This window comes from Aminobacter sp. MET-1 (genome assembly GCF_026521175.1).
GTDB lineage: Bacteria > Pseudomonadota > Alphaproteobacteria > Rhizobiales > Rhizobiaceae > Aminobacter.
The window spans coordinates 1-21,320 of record NZ_JAMSHL010000004.1 but is presented as its reverse complement, the minus strand read 5'-3'; the positions used below and the strand labels follow the sequence as shown (position 1 = coordinate 21,320).

General features: G+C 63.9%; 16 protein-coding genes and 1 pseudogene. 9 read left to right on the top strand and 8 right to left on the bottom strand.

Annotated features, from left to right (window positions below):
* Nucleotides 1-3: 3 nt before the first annotated feature.
* Nucleotides 4-1,584 (bottom strand): signal recognition particle protein, encoded by a 1,581-nt coding sequence (gene ffh / locus NDO48_RS06910; protein ID WP_267321197.1) that lies wholly within the window; start codon nucleotides 1,582-1,584, stop codon nucleotides 4-6.
* Nucleotides 1,585-1,849: 265 nt separating this feature from the next.
* Nucleotides 1,850-2,791: a glycosyltransferase gene (locus NDO48_RS06905; protein WP_018430477.1), complete on the bottom strand. Its 942-nt coding sequence runs from the start codon at nucleotides 2,789-2,791 to the stop codon at nucleotides 1,850-1,852.
* A 176-nt stretch (nucleotides 2,792-2,967) separates the two neighbouring features.
* On the opposite strand from NDO48_RS06905, the gene NDO48_RS06900 reads away from it, so the two are divergent.
* Together NDO48_RS06900 and NDO48_RS06895 are read left to right on the top strand one after the other, a co-directional pair.
* A complete protein-coding gene (locus tag NDO48_RS06900; protein WP_157632827.1) occupies nucleotides 2,968-4,695 on the top strand; it encodes a putative bifunctional diguanylate cyclase/phosphodiesterase in 1,728 nt (575 codons plus the stop codon).
* Between the two features lie 126 nt (nucleotides 4,696-4,821).
* Complete coding sequence (locus NDO48_RS06895; RefSeq protein WP_018430479.1) at nucleotides 4,822-5,526, top strand: DUF2270 domain-containing protein; 705 nt, start codon at nucleotides 4,822-4,824, stop codon at nucleotides 5,524-5,526.
* A 38-nt stretch (nucleotides 5,527-5,564) separates the two neighbouring features.
* On the opposite strand, the gene NDO48_RS06890 is transcribed toward NDO48_RS06895, so the two are convergent.
* Nucleotides 5,565-6,176, bottom strand: a complete 612-nt coding sequence (locus tag NDO48_RS06890) for a DUF1236 domain-containing protein (RefSeq protein WP_018430480.1) — start codon at nucleotides 6,174-6,176, stop codon at nucleotides 5,565-5,567.
* A 428-nt stretch (nucleotides 6,177-6,604) separates the two neighbouring features.
* Between NDO48_RS06890 and NDO48_RS06885 the strand changes: the two genes are divergently transcribed.
* Together NDO48_RS06885 and NDO48_RS06880 are read left to right on the top strand one after the other, a co-directional pair.
* Entirely contained in the window at nucleotides 6,605-7,423 is an 819-nt protein-coding gene (locus tag NDO48_RS06885; RefSeq protein ID WP_018430481.1) for a lytic murein transglycosylase, read from the top strand.
* A gap of 130 nt (nucleotides 7,424-7,553) precedes the next feature.
* Entirely contained in the window at nucleotides 7,554-8,072 is a 519-nt protein-coding gene (locus tag NDO48_RS06880; protein ID WP_157632828.1) for a hypothetical protein, read from the top strand.
* 63 nt (nucleotides 8,073-8,135) lie between these two features.
* On the opposite strand, the gene NDO48_RS06875 is transcribed toward NDO48_RS06880, so the two are convergent.
* The 3 genes from NDO48_RS06875 to NDO48_RS06865 form a co-directional block, all read right to left on the bottom strand.
* Entirely contained in the window at nucleotides 8,136-8,621 is a 486-nt protein-coding gene (locus NDO48_RS06875) for a hypothetical protein (RefSeq protein ID WP_051091925.1), read from the bottom strand.
* Between the two features lie 306 nt (nucleotides 8,622-8,927).
* Complete coding sequence (locus tag NDO48_RS06870; RefSeq protein ID WP_018430485.1) at nucleotides 8,928-10,145, bottom strand: argininosuccinate synthase; 1,218 nt, start codon at nucleotides 10,143-10,145, stop codon at nucleotides 8,928-8,930.
* Nucleotides 10,146-10,350: 205 nt separating this feature from the next.
* Nucleotides 10,351-12,654 carry a Tex family protein gene (locus NDO48_RS06865; protein ID WP_267321196.1) on the bottom strand — a complete coding sequence of 768 codons (2,304 nt, stop codon included), beginning with the start codon at nucleotides 12,652-12,654 and terminating at the stop codon, nucleotides 10,351-10,353.
* A 205-nt stretch (nucleotides 12,655-12,859) separates the two neighbouring features.
* Here NDO48_RS06865 and NDO48_RS06860 point away from each other — a divergent pair, with 205 nt between their 5' ends.
* Nucleotides 12,860-13,216, top strand: a complete 357-nt coding sequence (locus NDO48_RS06860) for a DUF423 domain-containing protein (protein WP_018430487.1) — start codon at nucleotides 12,860-12,862, stop codon at nucleotides 13,214-13,216.
* Nucleotides 13,217-13,219: 3 nt separating this feature from the next.
* Here the strand turns inward: NDO48_RS06860 and NDO48_RS06855 are convergent, their stop codons facing one another.
* Nucleotides 13,220-14,632 (bottom strand): helix-turn-helix domain-containing protein, encoded by a 1,413-nt coding sequence (locus NDO48_RS06855; protein ID WP_018430488.1) that lies wholly within the window; start codon nucleotides 14,630-14,632, stop codon nucleotides 13,220-13,222.
* A 166-nt stretch (nucleotides 14,633-14,798) separates the two neighbouring features.
* Here NDO48_RS06855 and NDO48_RS06850 point away from each other — a divergent pair, with 166 nt between their 5' ends.
* Genes NDO48_RS06850 through scpA form a run of 4 tightly spaced genes read left to right on the top strand, consistent with a single transcriptional unit; the run spans nucleotide 14,799 to nucleotide 21,091 of the window.
* The gene (locus NDO48_RS06850) at nucleotides 14,799-15,380 is read left to right on the top strand and encodes a biotin transporter BioY (RefSeq protein ID WP_018430489.1); all 582 of its coding nucleotides are present in this window, start codon (nucleotides 14,799-14,801) and stop codon (nucleotides 15,378-15,380) included.
* A complete protein-coding gene (locus NDO48_RS06845) occupies nucleotides 15,380-16,912 on the top strand; it encodes an acyl-CoA carboxylase subunit beta (RefSeq protein WP_018430490.1) in 1,533 nt (510 codons plus the stop codon). The genes NDO48_RS06850 and NDO48_RS06845 overlap by 1 nt, the downstream gene beginning before the upstream one ends.
* An 11-nt stretch (nucleotides 16,913-16,923) precedes the next feature.
* Nucleotides 16,924-18,942 (top strand): acetyl-CoA carboxylase biotin carboxylase subunit, encoded by a 2,019-nt coding sequence (locus tag NDO48_RS06840; protein ID WP_267321195.1) that lies wholly within the window; start codon nucleotides 16,924-16,926, stop codon nucleotides 18,940-18,942.
* Between the two features lie 7 nt (nucleotides 18,943-18,949).
* Nucleotides 18,950-21,091, top strand: coding sequence for a methylmalonyl-CoA mutase (scpA, locus tag NDO48_RS06835; protein ID WP_018430492.1), 2,142 nt, complete (start codon nucleotides 18,950-18,952; stop codon nucleotides 21,089-21,091).
* A gap of 70 nt (nucleotides 21,092-21,161) precedes the next feature.
* On the opposite strand, the pseudogene NDO48_RS06830 reads toward scpA, so the two are convergent.
* A pseudogene (locus NDO48_RS06830) lies at nucleotides 21,162-21,320 on the bottom strand (UTP--glucose-1-phosphate uridylyltransferase); the annotation flags it as partial.

The following is a 21,320-nucleotide window of genomic DNA, read 5'->3' as shown; positions in this document are numbered from 1 at the left end:
CCCTCACTTCTTCTTGCCGAGGCCGGGCAGGCCGCCGCCGAGGCCCGGAAGCTTCATGCCGCCAGGCAGGCCGGGAAGACCGCCGCCGAGACCCGGCATGCCACCGGGAAGGCCTTTGAGACCCTGGCCGAGACCGGCTGCCTCAGCCTGCTTCTTCAGCGCCTCGAGCTGCTTGGGGTCCATCTTGGAAAGGTCAGGCATGCCGCCGCCGGGCATCATGCCGCCGAGGCCCATCTTGGAGGCCAGGCCGCCCATCATGCCGCGCATGAGGCCGCCGCCTTTGCCCTTGCCGCCCATCGCCTTCATCATGTCGGCCATCTGGCGATGCATCTTGAGCAGCTTGTTGATCTCGGCCGCATCGGTGCCGGAACCGGCGGCGATGCGCTTCTTGCGCGAATGCTTGAGCACGTCGGGATTGGCGCGCTCGGCCTTGGTCATCGACGAGATGATGGCGAGCTGGCGGCCGAACATCTTGTCGTCGAGGCCGGCCGCGGCCATCTGGTCCTTCATCTTGCCCATGCCGGGCATCATGCCCATGATGCCGCCCATGCCGCCCATCTTCTGCATCTGGCCAAGCTGGTCGGCGAGGTCGTTCAGGTCGAACTTGCCCGACTGCATCTTCTTGGCCATCGCCGCGGCCTTTTCCGCGTCGATGGTTTCGGCAGCCTTCTCGACCAGCGAAACGATGTCGCCCATGCCGAGGATGCGGTCGGCGATGCGCTTGGGATAGAACTCCTCCAGCGCATCCATCTTTTCGCCGACACCGATCAGCTTGATCGGCTTGCCGGTGACGGCGCGCATCGAAAGGGCGGCACCGCCACGGCCGTCGCCGTCCATGCGGGTCAGCACCAGGCCGGTGATGCCGACGCGGTCGTCGAAACTCTTGGCGAGGTTGACGGCGTCCTGACCGGTCAGCGAGTCGGCCACGAGCAGGATTTCGTGCGGGTCCGACACCTTGCGGATGTCGGCCATCTCGACCATCAGCGGCTCATCGATATGGGTGCGGCCGGCGGTGTCGAGGATGACGATGTCATGGCCGCCGAGCTTGGCCGCCTGGACGGCGCGCTTGGCGATGTCGACCGGCGACTGGCCGGCAATAACAGGCAGCGTCGCCACCTTGGTCTGCTCGCCGAGCTGGCGCAGCTGCTCCTGGGCGGCCGGGCGACGCGTGTCGAGCGAGGCCATCAGGACCTTCTTGCCCTGGCGCTCGGTCATCCGCTTGGCGATCTTGGCGGTGGTCGTCGTCTTGCCCGAGCCCTGAAGGCCGACCATCATGATGACGACGGGGGCCGGCGCGTTGAGGTCGATGGCAACGCCTTCGGCGCCGAGCATCTCGACCAGCTCGTCATGGACGATCTTGACGACCATCTGCCCGGGCTTGATCGACTTCAGAACCGCGGCACCCACGGCCTTCTCGCGCACCCGGTCGGTGAACGAACGGACGACCTCGAGCGCGACGTCGGCTTCGAGCAGGGCGCGACGGACCTCGCGCAGAGCGGCCGTAACATCGGCCTCCGACAGCGCGCCACGGCCAGTGAGGCCGTTCAGGATCGATCCAAGCCGCTCTTGCAGCGATTCAAACATTCGACTTTCCCTTTCCCGGACACACATGCGTTGGCCGAGAAGTAATGCCTCCGCGCCCAAGCGCCAAACCATTCATGCGGCCAAAACCAAAAAGCACCCGGGGGCGCATCGCGCTGCCGGGTGTTGGCCTCCGGGATCGTTTGACAACCTCTGGGGTGTCCCGGTCGGCCGCTAGGAGTGGAACTCTTCGCGGAATTTCGAGGGCTGTAGACAGGAAAATGGCCGGGGAGTCAAGCTTTGCCACCACTTTTGCGCCGCGCCGGCGTCACGGCAGACGCTCGCCGTCGAGGATACGGGCATAGAGATCGAGATAGCCATGCGCGGTCCTGGCAATGGAGAAACGTTCGGCCGCCACCTCGCGGCAACGCGCCGGTGCCAGCGCCGACACATCATCGAGGGCTGCGGCAAACTCTTTGTCCGTCTCGAACAGCCGCCCCGTCTCCGGATCGACGATCTCAGGCATCGCCCCGCGGGGTGTCGCCAGCACCGGCGTACCGCACAGCATCGCCTCGACCGGTGCCATGCCAAAGGGCTCCTCCCAGGCGATCGGGTTTAGGAAGGCACGCGCTTGGCCGAGCAAAGCGAGCTTCTCGTCGCCATCGACGATGCCGTGGAAATGATAGCGCGGCGAAAGGCTCTTGAAGAAGACGAGGTCGCGGCGCACCTGGCTGCGCGTCAGCAGCATCCAGCGCGCGCCTCCGGCTATGTCCAGGCCAAAATCGTATTTCCGCGCGAGCCCCACCGCGCGGTTCAGGTTCTTGCTTGCCCGCGCTATGCCGGCAAGGAAAAGCAGCCGGTCGTTCTTGCCTGCGGACAGGCGATACTCATCGACGGGAAAGCCGTTGAAGACGAAGCTCTGCCGGCCATGATTCCGGGCATGGCTGGCGCTGACGAAGCTCCAGTTGCCGTCGCTGTCGGCAAGGCTCCCCCCCACCGCATGCATGGTGTTGAGGGTGGGCAGCGGAAGCTCGAGATGCGGCCCATGACAATGGACGAGTTGCGTATCCGCCGGAATGGCCTCGCGGATTTGCTGCTCGGTCGAGGCCTGCCGCAACTCGAAGGAGGCAGGGCCGGTGACATGGCCGGCAACGACCACGACCTGATGGTCGCGCCGCATCAGCTCCCTGGCCAGCCACTCGACCTGCCGTTGGGTGCCGCCATAGCCCCTGCAAGGGACCGCACCCGATACGATCAGTGCAATTCGCAAGACTTATCCCCATACGATCTCGGCGCATATCACCAGTTATATAAGACTTCACTCAATTATCGTTTGCGACACCTTGCGCGAAACCCGTTAATCACTCCAGAATAGTGTTCATATGATAGTGTTTTACGAAACGACCCACCAAGCAATTTTGAATTACTTTCAAGCAGCTTGTTCAGATGCGCAAACGACATACGCGAGGCGTTCCTCAACCTGATGCGGCTGGCGAGGCCACGCCGTCATTGGCCGGCTTTGTTGAGAACATCGAGTTCGCCCTGGTGGTCATCGACGCCGACGGCAAGATCACCTTCGTCAACAAAACGGCCGAAAGGATGTTCGGTTACGACTACGACGAGATGATCGGCCAGACGCTCGACCTGATCATTCCGCCACGGCTGCGCGGCGCCCACGAAGCCGGGGTGGCCAAGGTCGGTTCCGGCAAGCGCTCGAAGCTGAGCGGCAAGACAGTCGAAGTGACGGCGCAGCGGCGCGACGGCAACGAATTCCCGATTGAGCTGTCGCTGTCGGTCTGGAACGGCCCCCATGGCGTGGCCATGGGCGGGCTGATCCGCGATATCTCCGATCGCCGCCAGCGCGACATCAGGTTGCACAGGCTCGCCCACCAGGATGCGCTGACGGGCCTGCCCAATCGCTTCCAGTTCGACATGCGCCTTGAGGAAGCGCTCGAGATCGGCGAGCAGACTGCCGTGCTCTTGATCGATCTCGACGGCTTCAGAAGGATCAACGACACGCTGGGCCATGCCACCGGCGACACGCTGCTTCAGGCGCTTGCCGTGCGGCTGCCCGCTGCCGTCGAGGCCGATGCCATGGTGGCCCGGCTTGGCAGCGACGAATTTGCCGTGCTCCTGCGTCGCATCGACGACCCGGCGACGGCCGCGGCTGCGGCCCGTGCCTTGCTGCAGTCCTTCGACAAGCCCTTCGGCATCGGCGATCACCTTTTGAAGCTCGGCGTCAGCATCGGCGGCGCGGTCGGCCCGCGCGACGGCGGCGACCTCGAGGAGCTGCTGGCCAGCGCCGATCTCGCCCTCTACCGGGCGCGCCAGCGCGGCTCCAGCTACTGCATGTTCGAGCCGTCCATGCTCAACGCGGTGGCGGTGCGGCGGGCGCTTCAGGACGAGCTGCTGCGGGCCATAGGCGCCGGCGAGTTCACGCTTCATTACCAGCCTCAGGTGTGCCTCAACTCGGGCAGGGTGGTCGGCGCCGAAGCGCTGCTGCGCTGGAACCATCCGACACGCGGCCTGCTCGAGCCCGCCGACTTCCTGGCTGTACTCGAAACCCATTCCGGCGCGCTGACGGTCGGCAACTGGATCCTCGACGAGGCCTGCCGGCAATCGGCTGTCTGGCGCGCCGAGGGCCTGCCGGCACTGCGCATGGCAGTCAATCTGTTCGCCGTGCAGGTCAACGCCGGCAACCTGGCCGAAACGGTGATGGCAGCGCTCGAGCGGCATCGCCTGCCGTCCCGCGCCCTCGAACTCGAGATCACCGAGACCATCGCCCTCGACAATGAAGAGCGCACGCTCGCACCTTTCCGCGAACTCGCGACGGCCGGCGTCGGCCTCGCCTTTGACGATTTCGGCACCGGACACGCGGCGCTCAGCACCATCAAGCGGTTTCCGCTGACCGTGCTCAAGATCGACCGCAGCTTCGTGCGTGACCTGCTCAACGAACCCCGGGACGCCGCGATCGTGCGCGCCGTGCTCGGCATGGCCAACGACATGGCGATGACCGTCGTCGCTGAAGGCATCGAGACGTTGGCCCACGAGGCCGTGCTCCTTGGCATGGGCTGCCGCATCGGCCAAGGCTATCTCTATTCGAAGGCCATTCCGGCCGATGATTTCGCTGCCCTGGTCAAGCGCCGCGAAAATAGCGTGCCGAGAGACAGCTGACCGCGGTTTTCCGTACAATTCGGGGCTGGCGGGTATAAAATCCCAAGGCAGCGGGCTGCATCGGCCACCGGCGCGGCACTACGGCACACCTGGAAGCCGCGGCCTGCCCACACCAGGGAGGTTGCGATGCCGGAAATGGTGAAGACCGAGCTGCTCCAGCCCGGGGCGCTGACGCCCATGACCTCGACCGAGATCGTCAACACGATGGCGCACTATCATCGCGCCGAAATGGCGAGGATGGCCGGCTGGCGCGACCGCATCGACCGCACCAGCAACTGGGCGATCACGGTAGTCGCCGCGATGCTGTCGGTGTCCCTGTCGACGCCGAGCGCTCATCACGGCGTGCTGCTGTTTGCCATGCTGCTCGTCTTCCTCCTGCTATGGATCGAAGCGCGCCGCTATCGCTTCTTCGACGTCTACCGTTCACGGGTGCGCACCTTCGAACGCTATTATTTCGCGCCGATCTTCTCGCCGCTTGCCGGAGATACCGTCAACTGGCGGCAGATGCTGGCCGAAAGCCTCCGCGATCCGCAGTTCCGCATCTCCTACGCTGACGCCTTCTCGCGCCGGCTGAGACGCAACTACATCTGGATGTTCCTGATCCTGCTGCTCGCATGGGTGCTCAAGATCACGACCCCGACGCTGCAAAGCCATGGCAGTGCCGACCTCGTGTCGTCGCTCTGGGACCTGGCCGCCAACGCCAGCCTCGGACCGTTGCCGGGTTGGCTGGTCGTCCTTGTCGTGACAGCCTTCTATCTCTGGCTGCTTCGCGCTTCGCTGCGCCCGGCCGACGATGCGACCGAAGGCAATCTCAGCAAGGTCCATGTGTGAGCACCGCCGGGCGTCAAGCCCGGCGATCTCGCCAAGGATTAACGCACCACATAGACGATGCGGCGGCTGGACGGCTCGACCAGCACCGGCTGGCCGTTCACATAGACGTAGCGATACTCGTAGTCGGGGATTTCGGTCAGATCCACCGTATCGGGCAGGCTCCCCCCAACGACAACCTCGCCGTCCAGATAGACAGGCTCGATCCGGTGGCTGGTTACGTAGCTGCGCACCTCGCCAGGCGGCTCTATCGCCGGTCCGGCAACGCCGGCAATGATGGCGCCGGTCGTGTCATCGATGACCACGTCACCGGCACCGCCAGCGGCCGTCGGATCGACCACGACCACGTCGGAACCTGCAGGGCGCTGAGACAAAACGATGTCCTGACCACCGAAATCGCCAACAAGATAGTCGGCATAGACCCAGCCCTCACCGCCGGAATCTGATATCGAGCACCACTTGCTGTTTTCGAGGCAGCCACGCAGCACCGTTGACTGGCCGGCATCGATCACGCCGATGACGGGATATTGCGGCCCGGGGCCGGCGCGCACGTTCAAATCGGTGGCGGCGGAAACGGCGGTCTCCGCAAAAGAGGGGACGGAGAAGGCGAGAAGTGCCCCCGCGACAGCGGGTAGCAGCAAGGTGGGTTTCATCTTTTCGCTCCTTTTCTTGGTCCCCCAGGAGCAGGGAACGAGACCCGTTAGCATCCGTTCCGGCCAAAATGCCGACGTTCCGCTCACAAATTGTTCCGGCCTTTCACTGCAGCCAGTCGGGCCGGCCTGTGCAGGATGGCCTGCCCCAACCCCACGTCCCCCGCCTCCGGCACCCTGAGGTTGAACAAACTCGGGCATAGCTCTTTGCAGTCGAAAGACCCGGGAACCCGCACCGACGATCACAACATCGGCATCTTCCATGGTTTTTCCCCGCTCTCGCCACATTCACCGCTTGATCGTGTGCGAGTTTTTTGCCACCAGCCATTGCAAGACAGTGGGGACGTAAACGCCTTCTTAACGATGACAAGAGAGCGTGCGGCTGGCAACTTCCCTCCCAAGGGCATTGATTCAGGCATCAGGAGTACGGCATGGCAATACTTGCCAAGGTGAAGACTTTTGCTGCGGCCTCCGCCATGCTGGCGGTGACGGCTGGCGGCGCATACGCTGCCCAGTGCGGCAACAACTCAGGCGGCTTCGAGGCCTGGAAGGCTTCGTTTGCGAAGGAAGCCGCAGCCAACGGCATCAGCGGCAGGGCGCTCGACGCTTTGTCCGATACGACCTATGCCACCAAGACGATCTACGCCGACCGCAACCAGAAAAGCTTCAAGCTCTCGCTCGACCAGTTCATGGCCAAGCGCGGCGGCAAGACCATCGCTTCGAAGGGCAAGGTGCTGAAGAAGCAGAACGCCGCACTCTTCCAGAGCATCGAGCAGCGCTACGGCGTTCCGGCGGGCCCGCTGATCGCGATCTGGGGCATGGAAACCGGTTTCGGCGCCTATATGGGCAATCAGCACACGCTGTCGGCCGTGGCGACGCTCGCCTATGACTGCCGCCGCTCGGACTATTTCACCGACCAGCTCTACGCAGCCCTCAAGCTGGTCCAGTCGGGCACGCTGGCGACCAACGCCGTCGGCGCGGCCCATGGCGAAATCGGCCAGACTCAGTTCCTGCCTGTCAACGTGCTGAAGTACGGCGCCGACGGCGACGGCAACGGCAAGATCGACATGGTCCGCTCCAAGGCCGACGCGCTGGCTTCAACCGCCAACTTCCTGCGCGGCCATGGCTGGCAGCCAGGCGCTGGCTACCAGCCCGGCCAGGCCAATTTCGCCGCACTCCAGGGCTGGAACGCGGCCAGCGTCTACCAGCAGGCCATCGCCATCATCGGCGCCGAGATTGACGGAAACTAAAGCCCGCAGACCTGACACGACCCTGTCAGGAGACATTTCCGGAGCACTGGCAAAGCCAGGACCTCGGACGCAGAATGACAAAAGCCCGGTGCCTGCACCGGGCTTTTTCGATGCGGACGAGGATTTTTTCATGAACAGCCTGAGCGGCCTGCCCGCCGATCTCTCGCCCTTCGGCAATGTCGAAGGTTATGCCCACTACCCCAAATCAGTGACCCCGGGCCTGCCGGCGACATCTGGCGGCGGCCTGCTGAAATGGTACGACATCGCAGAGCGCGACACGCCGGTGACGCGCGATACCGACGCGCTCGCCCGCCGCTTCCTCGCAGCCGAAACGGCGACCGGCCGCCTCGACCTCAAGGGTGAGCTCGGCTTCGTCATCCTGCACCGCTGCGGCGGCGACTTCCATTTCCTGCTGGTGAGCTCGTGGCGCAATGCCAACGAGATGTGGGAAACCGTCTATGCCAAGACGGCCAACGCACCCGATTTTTCGCTGTTTCCGCTGCCCGGGCCGCATCGAGCCACGTTCTGCGTCTGGGAACTGGCCGCGGTCAACCACGAACGGCTGGCATTCAGCAGTTATCTATTCTCGGCGCGCGATGAGGTGGCCAAGCGGACATATCTCCGGGATATGTATGAAGGCGGAGCGTGAATGAGACGAGGCAATGAGCCCCGCCCTCACCAGCGCGCCCACGTCAACCAATCGCGCTATGACCTAGGTGCAGGTGCGGATTGTGCCGACCTTCACAAGCTGCTGCCATTTCGGACCCAGCGTCTCCCGCGCAGAAACCGCATCCGAAGCACCGCTTTCACCCTCGCGGAACATCTTTATGGCAAACGACTGCTGATATCCGCCTGAGACGATTGTTGGTCCAGGGATATATTGTGTATTTCCGTGATAGGTTGCCCTGTTGCCATAGATCATGGCAGTGCCACTGGTTTGGTAGCTTCCGGGCATCTGCGTCACCTGAACGTCGCTCGATGCAGCCGAGTCGAAGATGATGTAACGGTCAAAGCCAGCTTTGAGAGTTTCGATCGCTGCCTGCTTTTGCGCAACGTTTGCCGCACCAGCACCACCGCACATCGCCTCAGCTGATGTCTGCACGATAGCGGTGCTAGATGATGTCTTGATGGTGTTGCTAGATGCGCAAGACGCCAAAATTAGACATGAAAACGCGCATATACTATTCTTGCTGATCATCTGGAATTCATCCCCCTCAATGTTTCCATTGAGGCTTTCCGTGAATTCGATGTCAACTTCGCGTCTTTTGGATCAACAGCGCTTTTTGGTGATGCGCTTTCCTGTACGGGAATTACATTATCAACATCACATCTTCTGGGCACGCTACCCGTCGGCCAAGGAGGCGGGTTCCTTCTCCGAGTTCACGGGGAAAAGCGGCCCGAAGGGCCGGATGAGGGGCAGCGCGTAAGTATGAGGGGCTTGCATGGCCCCTCATCAGCCTGCCAGCATCTTCTCCCTTAGAACGGGGAGAAGAAAAGCTCATCATTACCGGTTGCGCGCGGCCAGCGTGCGCAGGCGCAGAGCGTTGAGCTTGATGAAGCCGGCAGCGTCCTTCTGGTCGTAGGCGCCCTGGTCGTCCTCGAACGTGACCAGCTTGTCGGAATAGAGCGACTTCGCGCTCTCGCGGCCGATGACCATGACGTTGCCCTTGTAGAGCTTGAGCGTAACTTCGCCCTCGACGTCCTTCTGGCTGAGGTCGATCGCCGCCTGCAGCATCTGGCGCTCGGGCGAGAACCAGAAGCCGTAGTAGATCAGCTCGGCGTAGCGCGGCATCAGCTCATCCTTGAGGTGCGCCGCACCGCGGTCGAGCGTGATCGATTCGATGGCGCGGTGCGCAGAGAGCAAGATGGTGCCGCCGGGGGTCTCGTAGACGCCGCGCGACTTCATGCCGACGAAACGGTTCTCGACAAGGTCGAGGCGGCCGATGCCGTTGTCGCGGCCATAATCGTTGAGCTTGGCGAGCAGGGTCGCCGGCGACAGGCGCTCGCCGTTGATCGAAACGGCATCGCCCTTTTCGAAGCCGATCTTGATGATGGTCGCCTTATCGGGCGCGGCTTCAGGCGAAATCGTGCGCATGTGGACATATTCGGGCGCCTCGACGGCCGGATCTTCCAGTACCTTGCCCTCCGACGAGGAGTGCAGCAGGTTGGCGTCGACTGAGAAGGGGGCCTCGCCCTTCTTGTCCTTGGCGACCGGGATCTGGTGCTTCTCGGCGAAGTCGAGCAGATCGGTGCGGCTCTTGAACGACCAGTCGCGCCACGGCGCGATGATCTTGATATCGGGGTTGAGCGCGTAGGCCGACAGCTCGAAGCGGACCTGGTCGTTGCCCTTGCCGGTGGCGCCGTGCGCGATGGCGTCGGCACCGGTCTTGCGGGCGATGTCGACGAGGTGCTTGGAGATCAGCGGACGGGCGATCGAGGTGCCGAGCAGATAGACGCCTTCATAGACGGCATTGGCGCGGAACATCGGGAAAACGAAGTCGCGGACGAATTCCTCGCGCACGTCCTCGATGAAGATTTCCTTGATGCCGAGCATCTCGGCCTTCTTGCGCGCCGGCTCGAGTTCCTCGCCCTGGCCGAGATCGGCGGTGAATGTGACGACCTCTGCATTGAGCTCGGTCTGCAGCCACTTCAGGATGATGGAGGTGTCGAGACCGCCGGAATAGGCGAGCACGACCTTCTTGACGTCTTTCCACTTGGACATTTGAGCACGGCACCTTTTGCAAGCGGCCGGCTGGGGCCGCGTTTCCCGGGCTTTCTAAGCACGAACGGCGAGCCGGGCAAGGGCGATGATGCCGCTGGGTGAGTAGGGGGATCAGGTCGACCCCCACTCCGGCTCTTCGGGCCATCTTTCCCCCGATCGACGGGGAAGAGGAGGTCCTCCCAGCTTGGGTTCCTCGCCCCGTCGCCTACTTCCGCTTCATCGCCTCGAGCAGCGCCGCACCGAATGCGCCTTGCTGCTCCGGCTTGTTCTGCTGTGGCTTGGACGAGGCGAACTTCATGTCGCGGGCCTTGGCGGGAGCGGCCGAGCGCGGCGCCGCCTCGCCGCCGTCCTTGCGCATGGTGAGCCCGATGCGCTTGCGCGGGATGTCCACCTCGACGACGCGGACCTTCACCACGTCACCGGCCTTCACGACCTCATGCGGGTCCTTCACGAACTTGTCGGCCAGCTGCGAGACATGGACAAGGCCGTCCTGGTGCACGCCGATGTCGACGAAGGCGCCAAAGGCGGCAACGTTGGTCACCGTACCCTCGAGCAGCATGCCCGGCTTCAGGTCCTTGATGTCGTCGACCCCGTCGGCGAAGGTCGCGGTCTTGAAGCCCGGACGCGGATCACGACCCGGCTTTTCCAGCTCGGCGATGATGTCGCGCACGGTCGGCAGGCCGAAACGCTCATCGACGAACGCGCGGGGATCGATGGCCTTCAGCGCGGCACTGTCGCCCATCAGCTGGCGCAGGTCGCGGCCGCAGGACGCAACGATCTTCTTGGCGACGCCATAGGCTTCAGGATGGACCGAGGATGCATCGAGCGGCTCCTTGCCGTCGCGGATGCGCAGGAAGCCGGCGCATTGCTCGAAGGCGCGCTGGCCGAGACGCGGTACCGACAGCAGATCGCGGCGCGTGGCGAAGGCGCCCGAAGCGTCGCGATAGGCCACGATCGACTCGGCAAGCGACGGCCCGAGGCCTGAGACACGGGCGAGAAGGGGGGCGGAGGCCGTGTTGAGGTCGACGCCGACGGCGTTCACCGCATCCTCGACCACCGCTTCGAGCGAGCGGCCGAGACGGTACTGGTCGACGTCATGCTGATATTGGCCGACGCCGATCGACTTGGGCTCGATCTTGACCAGCTCGGCGAGCGGATCCTGCAGGCGCCGCGCAATGGACACGGCACCACGCAGCGACACGTCGAGATTGGGGAACTCGGCGGCAGCAGTGGCCGACGCCGAATAGACCGACGCGCCGGCCTCGCTGACGATGACCTTGGTCGGCTTCGGCGCCGGCATGTCAGTCAGCATATCGGCGACCAGACGCTCGGTCTCGCGGCTACCGGTGCCGTTGCCGATGGCGATCAGCTCGACCTTGTGGCGGATGATAAGCCGGGCCAGCTCGGCCTGTGTACCGCGCACGTCGTTCTTGGGCGGGAAGGGGTAGACGGTGGTGGTGTCGAGCACCTTGCCGGTGGCATCGATGACCGCGACCTTGACACCGGTACGGATGCCTGGATCGAGGCCCATGGTGGCGCGCGAGCCGGCCGGGGCAGCGAGCAGCAGATCCTTCAGGTTGCGCGAGAAGACGCGAATCGCCTCTTCTTCGGCCGCCTCGCGCAGGTCGCGCATCAGGTCGAGCGACAAGGACAGCGACAGCTTCACCCGCCAGGTCCAGCCGGCAACCTGCATCAGCCACTGGTCGCCCGGAAGCGTTGCGCCAATCGCATAGGCGGCGGCGATCATGCGCTCGACCGGCTTGACCGGCGAGATGTCGTCGGCATCGATCTCGAGGTCGAGCGACAGCACGTCCTCGTTGCGGCCGCGCAGCATGGCCAGCGCGCGGTGGCTAGGCACGGAAGCCCAGCGCTCGGAATGGTCGAAATAATCGGAGAACTTGGCGCCGGCCTCCTGCTTGCCGTCGACGACGCGGGCGCGCATCACCGCACGCTCCTTCATGTGGGTGCGCAGACGGCCGAGCAGGTCGGCGTTCTCCGAGATGCTCTCGGCGACGATGTCGCGCGCGCCTTCGAGCGCTGCCTTCACGTCGGCGACCTCTCCGGCGACATAAGCCACGGCGAGTTCAGCCGGCACCTTGGAGCGGTCGGCGAGGATGGCTTCGGCCAGAGGGCCTAGCCCGCGCTCCCTGGCGATTTCAGCCTTGGTGCGGCGCTTCGGCTTGTAGGGCAGGTAGATGTCCTCAAGCTCTGCCTTGGTCGTTACGGTAGCGATTCGAACCGCCAGATCGTCGGTCATCTTGCCCTGGCTGGTGATCGATTCGACGATTGCCGCGCGGCGCGCCTCGAGCTCGCGCAGATAGGCAAGGCGCTCGGAGAGATCGCGCAGCTGCGTGTCGTCGAGGCCGCCGGTGACCTCCTTGCGGTAGCGGGCGACGAACGGCACGGTCGCGCCCTCGTCGAGCAGTCCGACCGCGGCCACGACCTGCTCGGGCTTCGCGTTGATCTCGGCCGCGATGATCGCAGCGATTTTCCTGTTGTCGCCAGCCATGGAATCCTGGTGCCTGTTGAACGGGTGCGCGAACATAGTGACTGCCGGCCGGAACGCCAAACGGCCATTGTCCCACGCCATCTCAAGCTCCACAGAAAAGCGGCAGGGCTGCGGCAATCGGCGCGGGCAGGGGCGGAAGTTTTGGCAGGTTTCCTTCGCACTTCCGCGTATCTTCCCCGGAAGGCGCGCCCTCAGGAGCACATGAATGAAGTTCGACCGGGTTCTGTTTGTCGCCGCTGCATTGTTCGGTGCAGCCGGCGTGGCGCTATCTGCCGCAGCCAGCCATGGCGGCAGCGCCAATTTCGCCACGGCCGCAAACTTCCTGCTGTTTCACGCGCCTGTGCTGTTGGCGCTGTCGCTGGTGGTTGCGGGCAGCCGTGTGCTGCACATCGGAGCCGCCATCCTGCTTCTGGCGGTGCTGCTGTTCTCCGGCGACCTGCTGGCGCGCGACTATCTCGGGCAGCGCCTGTTTCCGTTTGCCGCGCCGGTGGGCGGCACCGGCATGATTGTGGGCTGGTTGACGCTGGCCGTCGGCGGGCTGTTGGCACGCAGGGACGGTTGACGTTCAGCCGATCCGATACGGCAGCGGATGCCGGACATCCCTGTCGATCACCAGCCGTCGCTTGAGCGGCGGCACGGCACGCTGCAGGCAATTGGTGCGCTCGCAGATGCGGCAGGAGATGCCGATCGGATCGAAGGCGGTCTTGCTGCCCAGCTCCAGCCCGTCGGCGTAGACAAAATCCTGGGCGTAGGTGACCTCGCAGCCAAGTGCGATGGCATAGCGGCGATGCGGCGCGTTGAAGCCGCCGCCGCCCTTTGAAATCTCGGTTGCGATGCAGAGATAGCGCGCGCCATCGGGCGTTTCGGCCAGTTGGCGGATGATGCGCCCTGGCGTCTCGAAGGCTTGGTGCACGTTCCACAGCGGGCAGGCAGCGCCAAAGCGGGCGAACTGCAGCTTGGCCGCACTATGGCGCTTGGTGATGTTGCCGGCGCGGTCGATGCGGGCAAAGAAGATCGGCACGCCCTTGTGGCCTGGGCGCTGCAAGGTGCTGAGGCGATGCGCCACCTGCTCGATCGAGGCGCCGAAATGCGCCGCCAACAATTCGAGATCGTGGCGCAGCTCGCCGGCCGCGCGCATGAACGCCTGGTAAGGCAGGGCAAGCGCCCCAGCGAAATAGTTGCGCAGCCCCATCTTGCAGATCTCCAGCGCCTCGCTGGTGCGGAAATCGGCAGAGCGAGCGACCTGCGCCACCTCGGCCTCTATCTCCATCTCGGCGATCTGAAAGGCAATCTGGAAGCTGCGGGTGGCAAGCGGCGAGTAGGGGTTGAGAAACAGCACGCCCGATTTAGCGTCGAAGCGGCGCAGCGCGTCGTCATCGGCATCAACGCGGGCGATGCGGACTCCGTGCTTGCTTTCGAGATGCCCGGCGAGCGCCGCATAGCTGTCGCGCTCGCCGATGCCGAGTTCGCCCGCCAGCCGCTCGGCCGCCACATCGAGCGCGTGGATGTAGTTGTCGACGAAGTGGAAGAAGTCTCGCACCTCTTCGTAAGGCGTCGGCTCCGACCCGGCGGCACCGCGACCCAGCGTGTCGTCGAGGCTCGCCAGTTGCTCGGAATTGCGGCGATAGGCCTGGTGCGCCGAGATCAGCGCCCGGGCAAAGCCCGGCGCGTTCTGCGTCACCAGCTTGAGCTCCTGCAGGTTGGGCGCATAATTCTCGAAGATCGGATCGGACAGCGCTTCCGTCAACGCCGACAGCAACCGGTCATTGTCGCCCTGCGAAATCTCCGAAATGTCGATCTGGAACTTTTCGGCCAGCGCCAGCAGCACCGAGGCTGAGACAGGGCGCTGGTTGTTCTCGATCTGGTTGAGATAGCTGGTCGAGATGCCGATGCGCTCGGCGAAGCTCGCCTGCGTCGCCTTGTTGGCTTCGCGCAGTTCGCGCACTTTGCGGCCAATATAGAGTTTGCGGGTCGCCATATTTGCAATTTCGCAATTTACATTTTTGGAATTTGTACATTACGCTTTTGCACACTTTCAACGGTTTTCCTATGGCGGGCATAGGCGTAATGGGCGCTAACTGCGCCTTGCCGCTGACGCGGCGGGGAGACATTGTTTTGCAAGATCGTAGTGCGGGAGAAAAATAATGACGCTCTACCAGGCCGTCGCACCGGAACGGACAAGCCGGATAAGCACGATGGATGTAGTGGCAGTCGTAGCGGGATCGCTGCTGCTGACCGTTTCGGCCAAGATCCAGGTGCCATTCTATCCCGTGCCGATGACCATGCAGACGCTTGTCGTCATCGGTCTCGGCCTGGCGCTTGGCCCGGTGCGCGGTGCCGCCGCCGTGGCGCTTTATCTGACGCAGGGTGCGCTCGGCCTGCCAGTCTTCGCCGGCACGCCGGAAAAGGGCATTGGTCTTGCCTACATGATGGGCCCGACCGGCGGTTATCTCGCTGGCTACCTGCCTGCTGCCGCGCTCGCTGGCTGGCTCGCCGAACGCGGTTGGGATCGCAATGCCTTCACCGCCATGCTGGCTGCACTGCTCGCCGGCGCTGTCATCTACGTTCCCGGCCTGCTCTGGCTCGGCAGCGTCGTTGGCTGGGACAAACCGGTGCTGGCCTTCGGGCTTTATCCCTTCATCCCAGGCGACGTCATGAAGGCCGTGCTTGCGGCAATCGCTTTTCCCGCCGCCTGGAAATGGCTTTCTCACAAGGGCATGAACTGATGCGCGCCGTACTCGAACAACTGGAAGCCCGCCGCGCCGAGGCCCGCCTCGGCGGTGGCCAGAAGCGCATCGACGCCCAGCACGCCAAGGGCAAGCTGACGGCGCGCGAACGCATCGACGTGCTGCTCGACGAAGGCTCCTTCGAAGAGTTCGACATGTATGTCACCCATCGTACCACCGAGTTCGGCATGGCCGAGCAGAAGGTGGCGGGCGACGGTGTCGTCACAGGCTGGGGCACCATCAACGGCCGCCTGGTCTACGTCTTTTCGCAGGACTTTACCGTGCTCGGCGGCTCGCTGTCCGAGACGCACGCGCAGAAGATCTGCAAGATCATGGACATGGCCGTGCGCAACGGCGCGCCGGTCATCGGCCTCAACGATTCCGGTGGCGCCCGCATCCAGGAGGGCGTTGCCTCGCTTGCCGGCTATGCCGATGTATTCAAGCGCAATGTCGACGCCTCGGGCGTGGTGCCGCAGATCTCGGTCATCATGGGCCCATGCGCCGGTGGCGCGGTCTATTCGCCCGCCATGACCGACTTCATCTTCATGGTGCGCGACTCGTCCTACATGTTCGTGACCGGTCCCGACGTGGTGAAGACCGTCACCAACGAGATCGTCACCGCCGAGGAACTCGGCGGCGCCCGCACCCACACCTCGAAATCCTCGGTCGCCGACGGCGCCTACGAAAACGATATCGAGGCGCTGGAGCAGGTTCGTCTGCTGTTCGACTTCCTGCCGCTCAACAACCGCGAGAAGCCGCCGGTCAGGCCGTTCCACGACGACCCGGCGCGGCTGGAAAAGCGGCTCGATACACTGATCCCCGACAGCGCGGCCAAGCCCTACGACATGAAGGAGCTGATCCTCGCCATTGCCGACGAGGGCGACTTCTTCGAAATCCAGGAGGCTTTCGCCAGGAACATCATCACCGGCTTCATGCGCATCGAGGGCCAGAGCGTCGGCGTCGTCGCCAACCAGCCGATGGTGCTGGCCGGCTGCCTCGACATTGACTCGTCACGCAAGGCAGCGCGCTTCGTGCGCTTCTGCGATGCGTTCTCGATCCCGATACTGACCTTGGTCGACGTGCCGGGCTTCCTGCCGGGTACGGCGCAGGAATATGGCGGCGTCATCAAGCACGGTGCCAAGCTGCTGTTCGCCTATTCGCAGGCGACCGTACCGATGGTCACGCTGATCACCCGCAAAGCCTATGGCGGCGCCTACGACGTCATGGCCTCCAAGCATATCGGTGCCGACATCAACTATGCCTGGCCAACGGCCGAGATCGCGGTGATGGGCGCCAAGGGCGCAACCGAGATTCTTTATCGTTCGGAACTTGGCGACGCAGACAAGATCGCCGCACGCACCAAGGAATATGAAGAACGCTTCGCCAATCCCTTCGTCGCCGCCGAGCGCGGTTTCATCGACGAAGTGATCATGCCGCATTCGTCGCGCCGCCGCATCGCCCGCGCCTTCGCCGCCCTGCGCGGCAAGAAGCTTGATGCGCCGTGGAAGAAGCACGACACGATACCGCTGTGAGCAGGTCAAAAATGTTCAAGAAAATCCTCATCGCCAATCGCGGCGAGATCGCCTGCCGGGTCATCAAGACGGCCAAGAAGCTCGGTATCGCAACGGTCGCAGTCTATTCCGATGCTGACCGCGAGGCCCTGCATGTGAAGATGGCCGACGAGGCCGTCCACATCGGCCCTGCGCCGTCGAACCAGTCCTACATCGTCATCCAGAAGATCATCGACGCGATCAGGCAGACCGGGGCGGATGCGGTGCATCCCGGTTATGGCTTTCTGTCGGAGAACGCGAACTTCGCCGAGGCGCTGAAGGCCGAGGGCGTCGCCTTCGTCGGACCGCCGCCCGTAGCGATCGAGGCGATGGGCGACAAGATCACCTCGAAGAAGATCGCGGCATCCGCCGGCGTATCGACAGTGCCCGGTCACATGGGCCTGATCGAGGACGCTGATGAGGCGGTGAAGATAGCCAATTCGATCGGCTATCCCGTCATGATCAAGGCCTCCGCCGGCGGCGGCGGCAAGGGCATGCGCATTGCATGGAACGACACCGAGGCCCGCGAGGGCTTCCAGTCATCGAAGAACGAGGCAAAATCGTCGTTCGGCGACGACCGCATCTTCATCGAGAAATTCGTCACCCAACCGCGCCATATCGAGATCCAGGTGCTGGGCGACCAGCACGGCAACCTCGTCTATCTCGGCGAGCGTGAATGCTCGATCCAACGCCGCAATCAGAAGGTTATCGAAGAGGCGCCGTCGCCCTTCCTCGACGCCGAGACCCGCAAGGCGATGGGCGAGCAGGCTGTCGCTCTTGGCAAAGCCGTCGGCTATTTCTCGGCCGGCACGGTCGAGTTCATCGTCGATGGCAACAGGAACTTCTATTTCCTCGAGATGAACACACGTCTCCAGGTCGAGCATCCTGTAACCGAGCTGATCACCGGCATCGACCTCGTCGAAGAGATGATCCGCGTCGCCGCTGGCGAGAAGCTGCGCTTCAGCCAGGACGATGTGAAGCTCAACGGCTGGGCCATCGAGAGCCGCCTCTACGCCGAAGATCCTTATCGCAACTTCCTGCCGTCGATCGGTCGGCTGACCCGCTACCGCCCGCCGGTCGAAGGCAAGCGTGACGACGGCACCATCGTCCGCAATGACACCGGCGTATTCGAGGGCGGCGAAATCTCGATGTATTACGACCCGATGATCGCCAAGCTCTGCACTTTTGCTCCAGGAGAAGGGGCTCCCGCCCGCCTGGCGGCGATCGAGGCCATGGGCCGGGCGCTCGACGACTTCGAGGTCGAGGGCATCGGCCACAATCTGCCGTTCCTGTCGGCGGTCATGGACCAGGAGCGCTTCCGCTCGGGCGCGCTGACCACTGCATACATTGCCGAGGAGTTCCCCGACGGTTTCACTGGCGTGACACCTTCCGAGGCCGACGCCCGCAAGCTTGCCGCGGTGGCGGCGCTGATCAACCAGTCCGTACAGCGCCGCAGCGCCCAGATCTCGGGCTCGCTCGCCAACCACCAGCGCCCCGTCGGAGCCGACTGGGTGGTTACTCTTGCCGGCCTCACTCTGCCGCTCCATGTCAGGGACGGGGCGGACGGCACCGTGGTCGAATTCGATGACGGCGCAGCACTTGCGGTATCGAGCGACTGGCTGCCCGGCCACCCGCACGCCAACTTCGCCGTGGGCGGTACCTCCATCGGTGTCAAGGCTTCGCGCTCGGGCACCGGCTGGCGCCTGCGCTGGCGTGGCATGGATGTGATGACCCATGTGCGCAGCCCGCGCGTCGCCGAACTGGCGAAGCTGATGCCGGTGAAGCTGCCGCCCGACACCTCGAAGATGCTGCTCTGCCCGATGCCGGGGGTGGTGACGTCGATCCTGGTCAAGCAAGGCGACACCGTCGAGGCCGGCCAGTCGCTGGCGACAGTGGAGGCTATGAAGATGGAAAACGTGCTGCGCGCCGAGCGCAAGGGCACGGTCAAGCGCGTCGCGGCAACCGCAGGCGAAAGCCTCGCCGTCGACGAACTGATCATGGAATTCGAGTAGGTGTGCCATGACTGACCGCCCAACAAAGGCCGACTGGCGCAAGCTCGCCGAACGCGAGATCAAGGCATCGCCCGACACGCTGATCTGGAACACGCCCGAAGGCATCGACGTCAAGCCGCTTTACACGGCGGATGATCTCGAAGGCATCGACCATATCGGTTCGCTGCCAGGCATCGAACCGTTCCTGCGCGGCCCACGCGCCACCATGTATACCGGCCGCCCCTGGACGATCCGGCAATATGCCGGCTTCTCGACGGCGGAGGCTTCCAACAACTTCTACCGCAAGGCGCTAGCCGCCGGCCAGCAGGGCGTGTCGGTCGCCTTCGACCTCGCCACCCATCGCGGCTATGACTCGGACCATCCGCGGGTCGAGGGCGATGTCGGCAAGGCCGGAGTGGCTATCGATTCCGTAGAAGACATGAAGATTCTGTTCGACGGCATTCCGCTCGAGCAGATCTCGGTGTCGATGACAATGAACGGCGCGGTCATCCCGATCCTCGCCAATTTCATCGTCGCCGGCGAGGAACAAGGCGTGTCGCGCGACAAGCTTTCGGGGACCATCCAGAACGACATTCTCAAGGAGTTCATGGTCCGCAACACCTACATCTATCCGCCCGAGCCCTCGATGCGCATCGTTGCCGACATCATCGAGTACACGGCAAAGGAGATGCCTAAGTTCAACTCGATCTCGATCTCCGGCTACCACATGCAGGAGGCCGGCTCGACGCTGGTGCAGGAGCTCGCCTTCACTCTCGCCGATGGACGCGAATATGTGCGGGCGGCGCTGAAAAAGGGGCTTAATGTCGACGACTTCGCCGGCCGGCTGTCGTTCTTCTTCGCCATCGGCATGAACTTCTTCATGGAGGCGGCCAAGCTGCGGGCGGCGCGCCTGCTGTGGTCGCGCATCATGACCGAGTTCGAGCCCAAGAAGGCGTCGTCGCTGATGCTGCGCACGCATTGCCAGACCTCTGGTGTGTCGCTGCAAGAGCAGGACCCTTACAACAACATCGTCCGCACCGCCTTCGAGGCGATGTCGGCAGCTTTGGGCGGCACCCAGTCGCTGCACACCAACTCCTTCGACGAGGCGATTGCACTTCCGACCGAGTTTTCGGCTCGCATCGCCCGCAACACCCAGTTGATCCTCCAGCATGAGACGGGCGTGACCAAGGTCGTCGACCCGCTCGCCGGCTCCTATTATGTCGAGGCCCTGACCAACGACCTCGCCGAGAAGGCCTGGGCGCTGATTGAGGAGGTCGAGGCGATGGGCGGTATGACCAAGGCGGTCGCAACAGGCCTGCCCAAGCGCCTGATCGAAGAGGCCGCGACGCGCAAGCAGGCGGCGATCGACCGCGGCGACGAGGTCATCGTCGGCGTCAACAAGTACCGGCTCGAACAGGAAGACGAGATCGACATCCTCGAGATCGACAACTCGGCTGTCCGCCAGGCCCAGGTCGAGCGCATCGAGCGCACGCGCCGGCAGCGCGACCCCAAGCGGGTCGAGGCAGCAATTGTGGCGCTTGAACAGGTCGCGCGGACAGGGGAGGGCAACATCCTGGCCGCCGCCGTCGATGCCTCTCGCGCCCGCGCCACGGTCGGCGAGATTTCGGACGCAATGCGCCGCGCCTTCGGCGATCATGCGGCCGTGCCCGAGGTTGTCGAAAACGTCTATGGAAAGGCCTATGACGACGAGCCGGAGTTCCGGACTTTGGTCTCGCGACTGGAGCAGTTTGCCGGCTCACTAGGCGAGAAACCGCGTATCATGGTCGCCAAGCTTGGCCAGGACGGCCACGACCGCGGCGCCAAGGTGATCGCCTCGGCCTTCGGCGATATCGGCTTCGAGGTCATTGCCGGGCCGCTGTTTCAGACACCCGACGAGGCCGCGGACACCGCCATTGCCTCGAGGGTGCATGTCGTCGGCATGTCGTCGCTGGCCGCCGGCCACAAGACGCTCGCCCCACAGCTGGTCGGGGCACTCAAGGCCAAGGGTGCCGACAACATCATTGTCGTCGTCGGCGGCGTCATCCCACGCCAGGACTACCAATATCTGCTCGACCATGGGGTGGCGGCAGTGTTCGGCCCTGGCACCAATGTGCTCGACGCGGCGCGGGCCGTGCTCGACCTGATGGAAGGCAAGCGCCGCAACCAGTGAGCGCCACACGAGGCAAAAAAGGCCCGCTAAAGCGGGCCTTTTTTGCATTTGGAGATAGACAAGAAGATCCTCAGGCCGAAACCTGTTCGCGGTCGTGCTCCGCGATCATCTCGCGCAGCGCTTCCAGCACCGAGCCCTTGAGGTCGGCCCGCTTCAGCGCGAACGCCACATTGGCCTGGATGAAACCTTCCTTGGAGCCGCAGTCGAACATGCGTCCCCCGAACGGGCG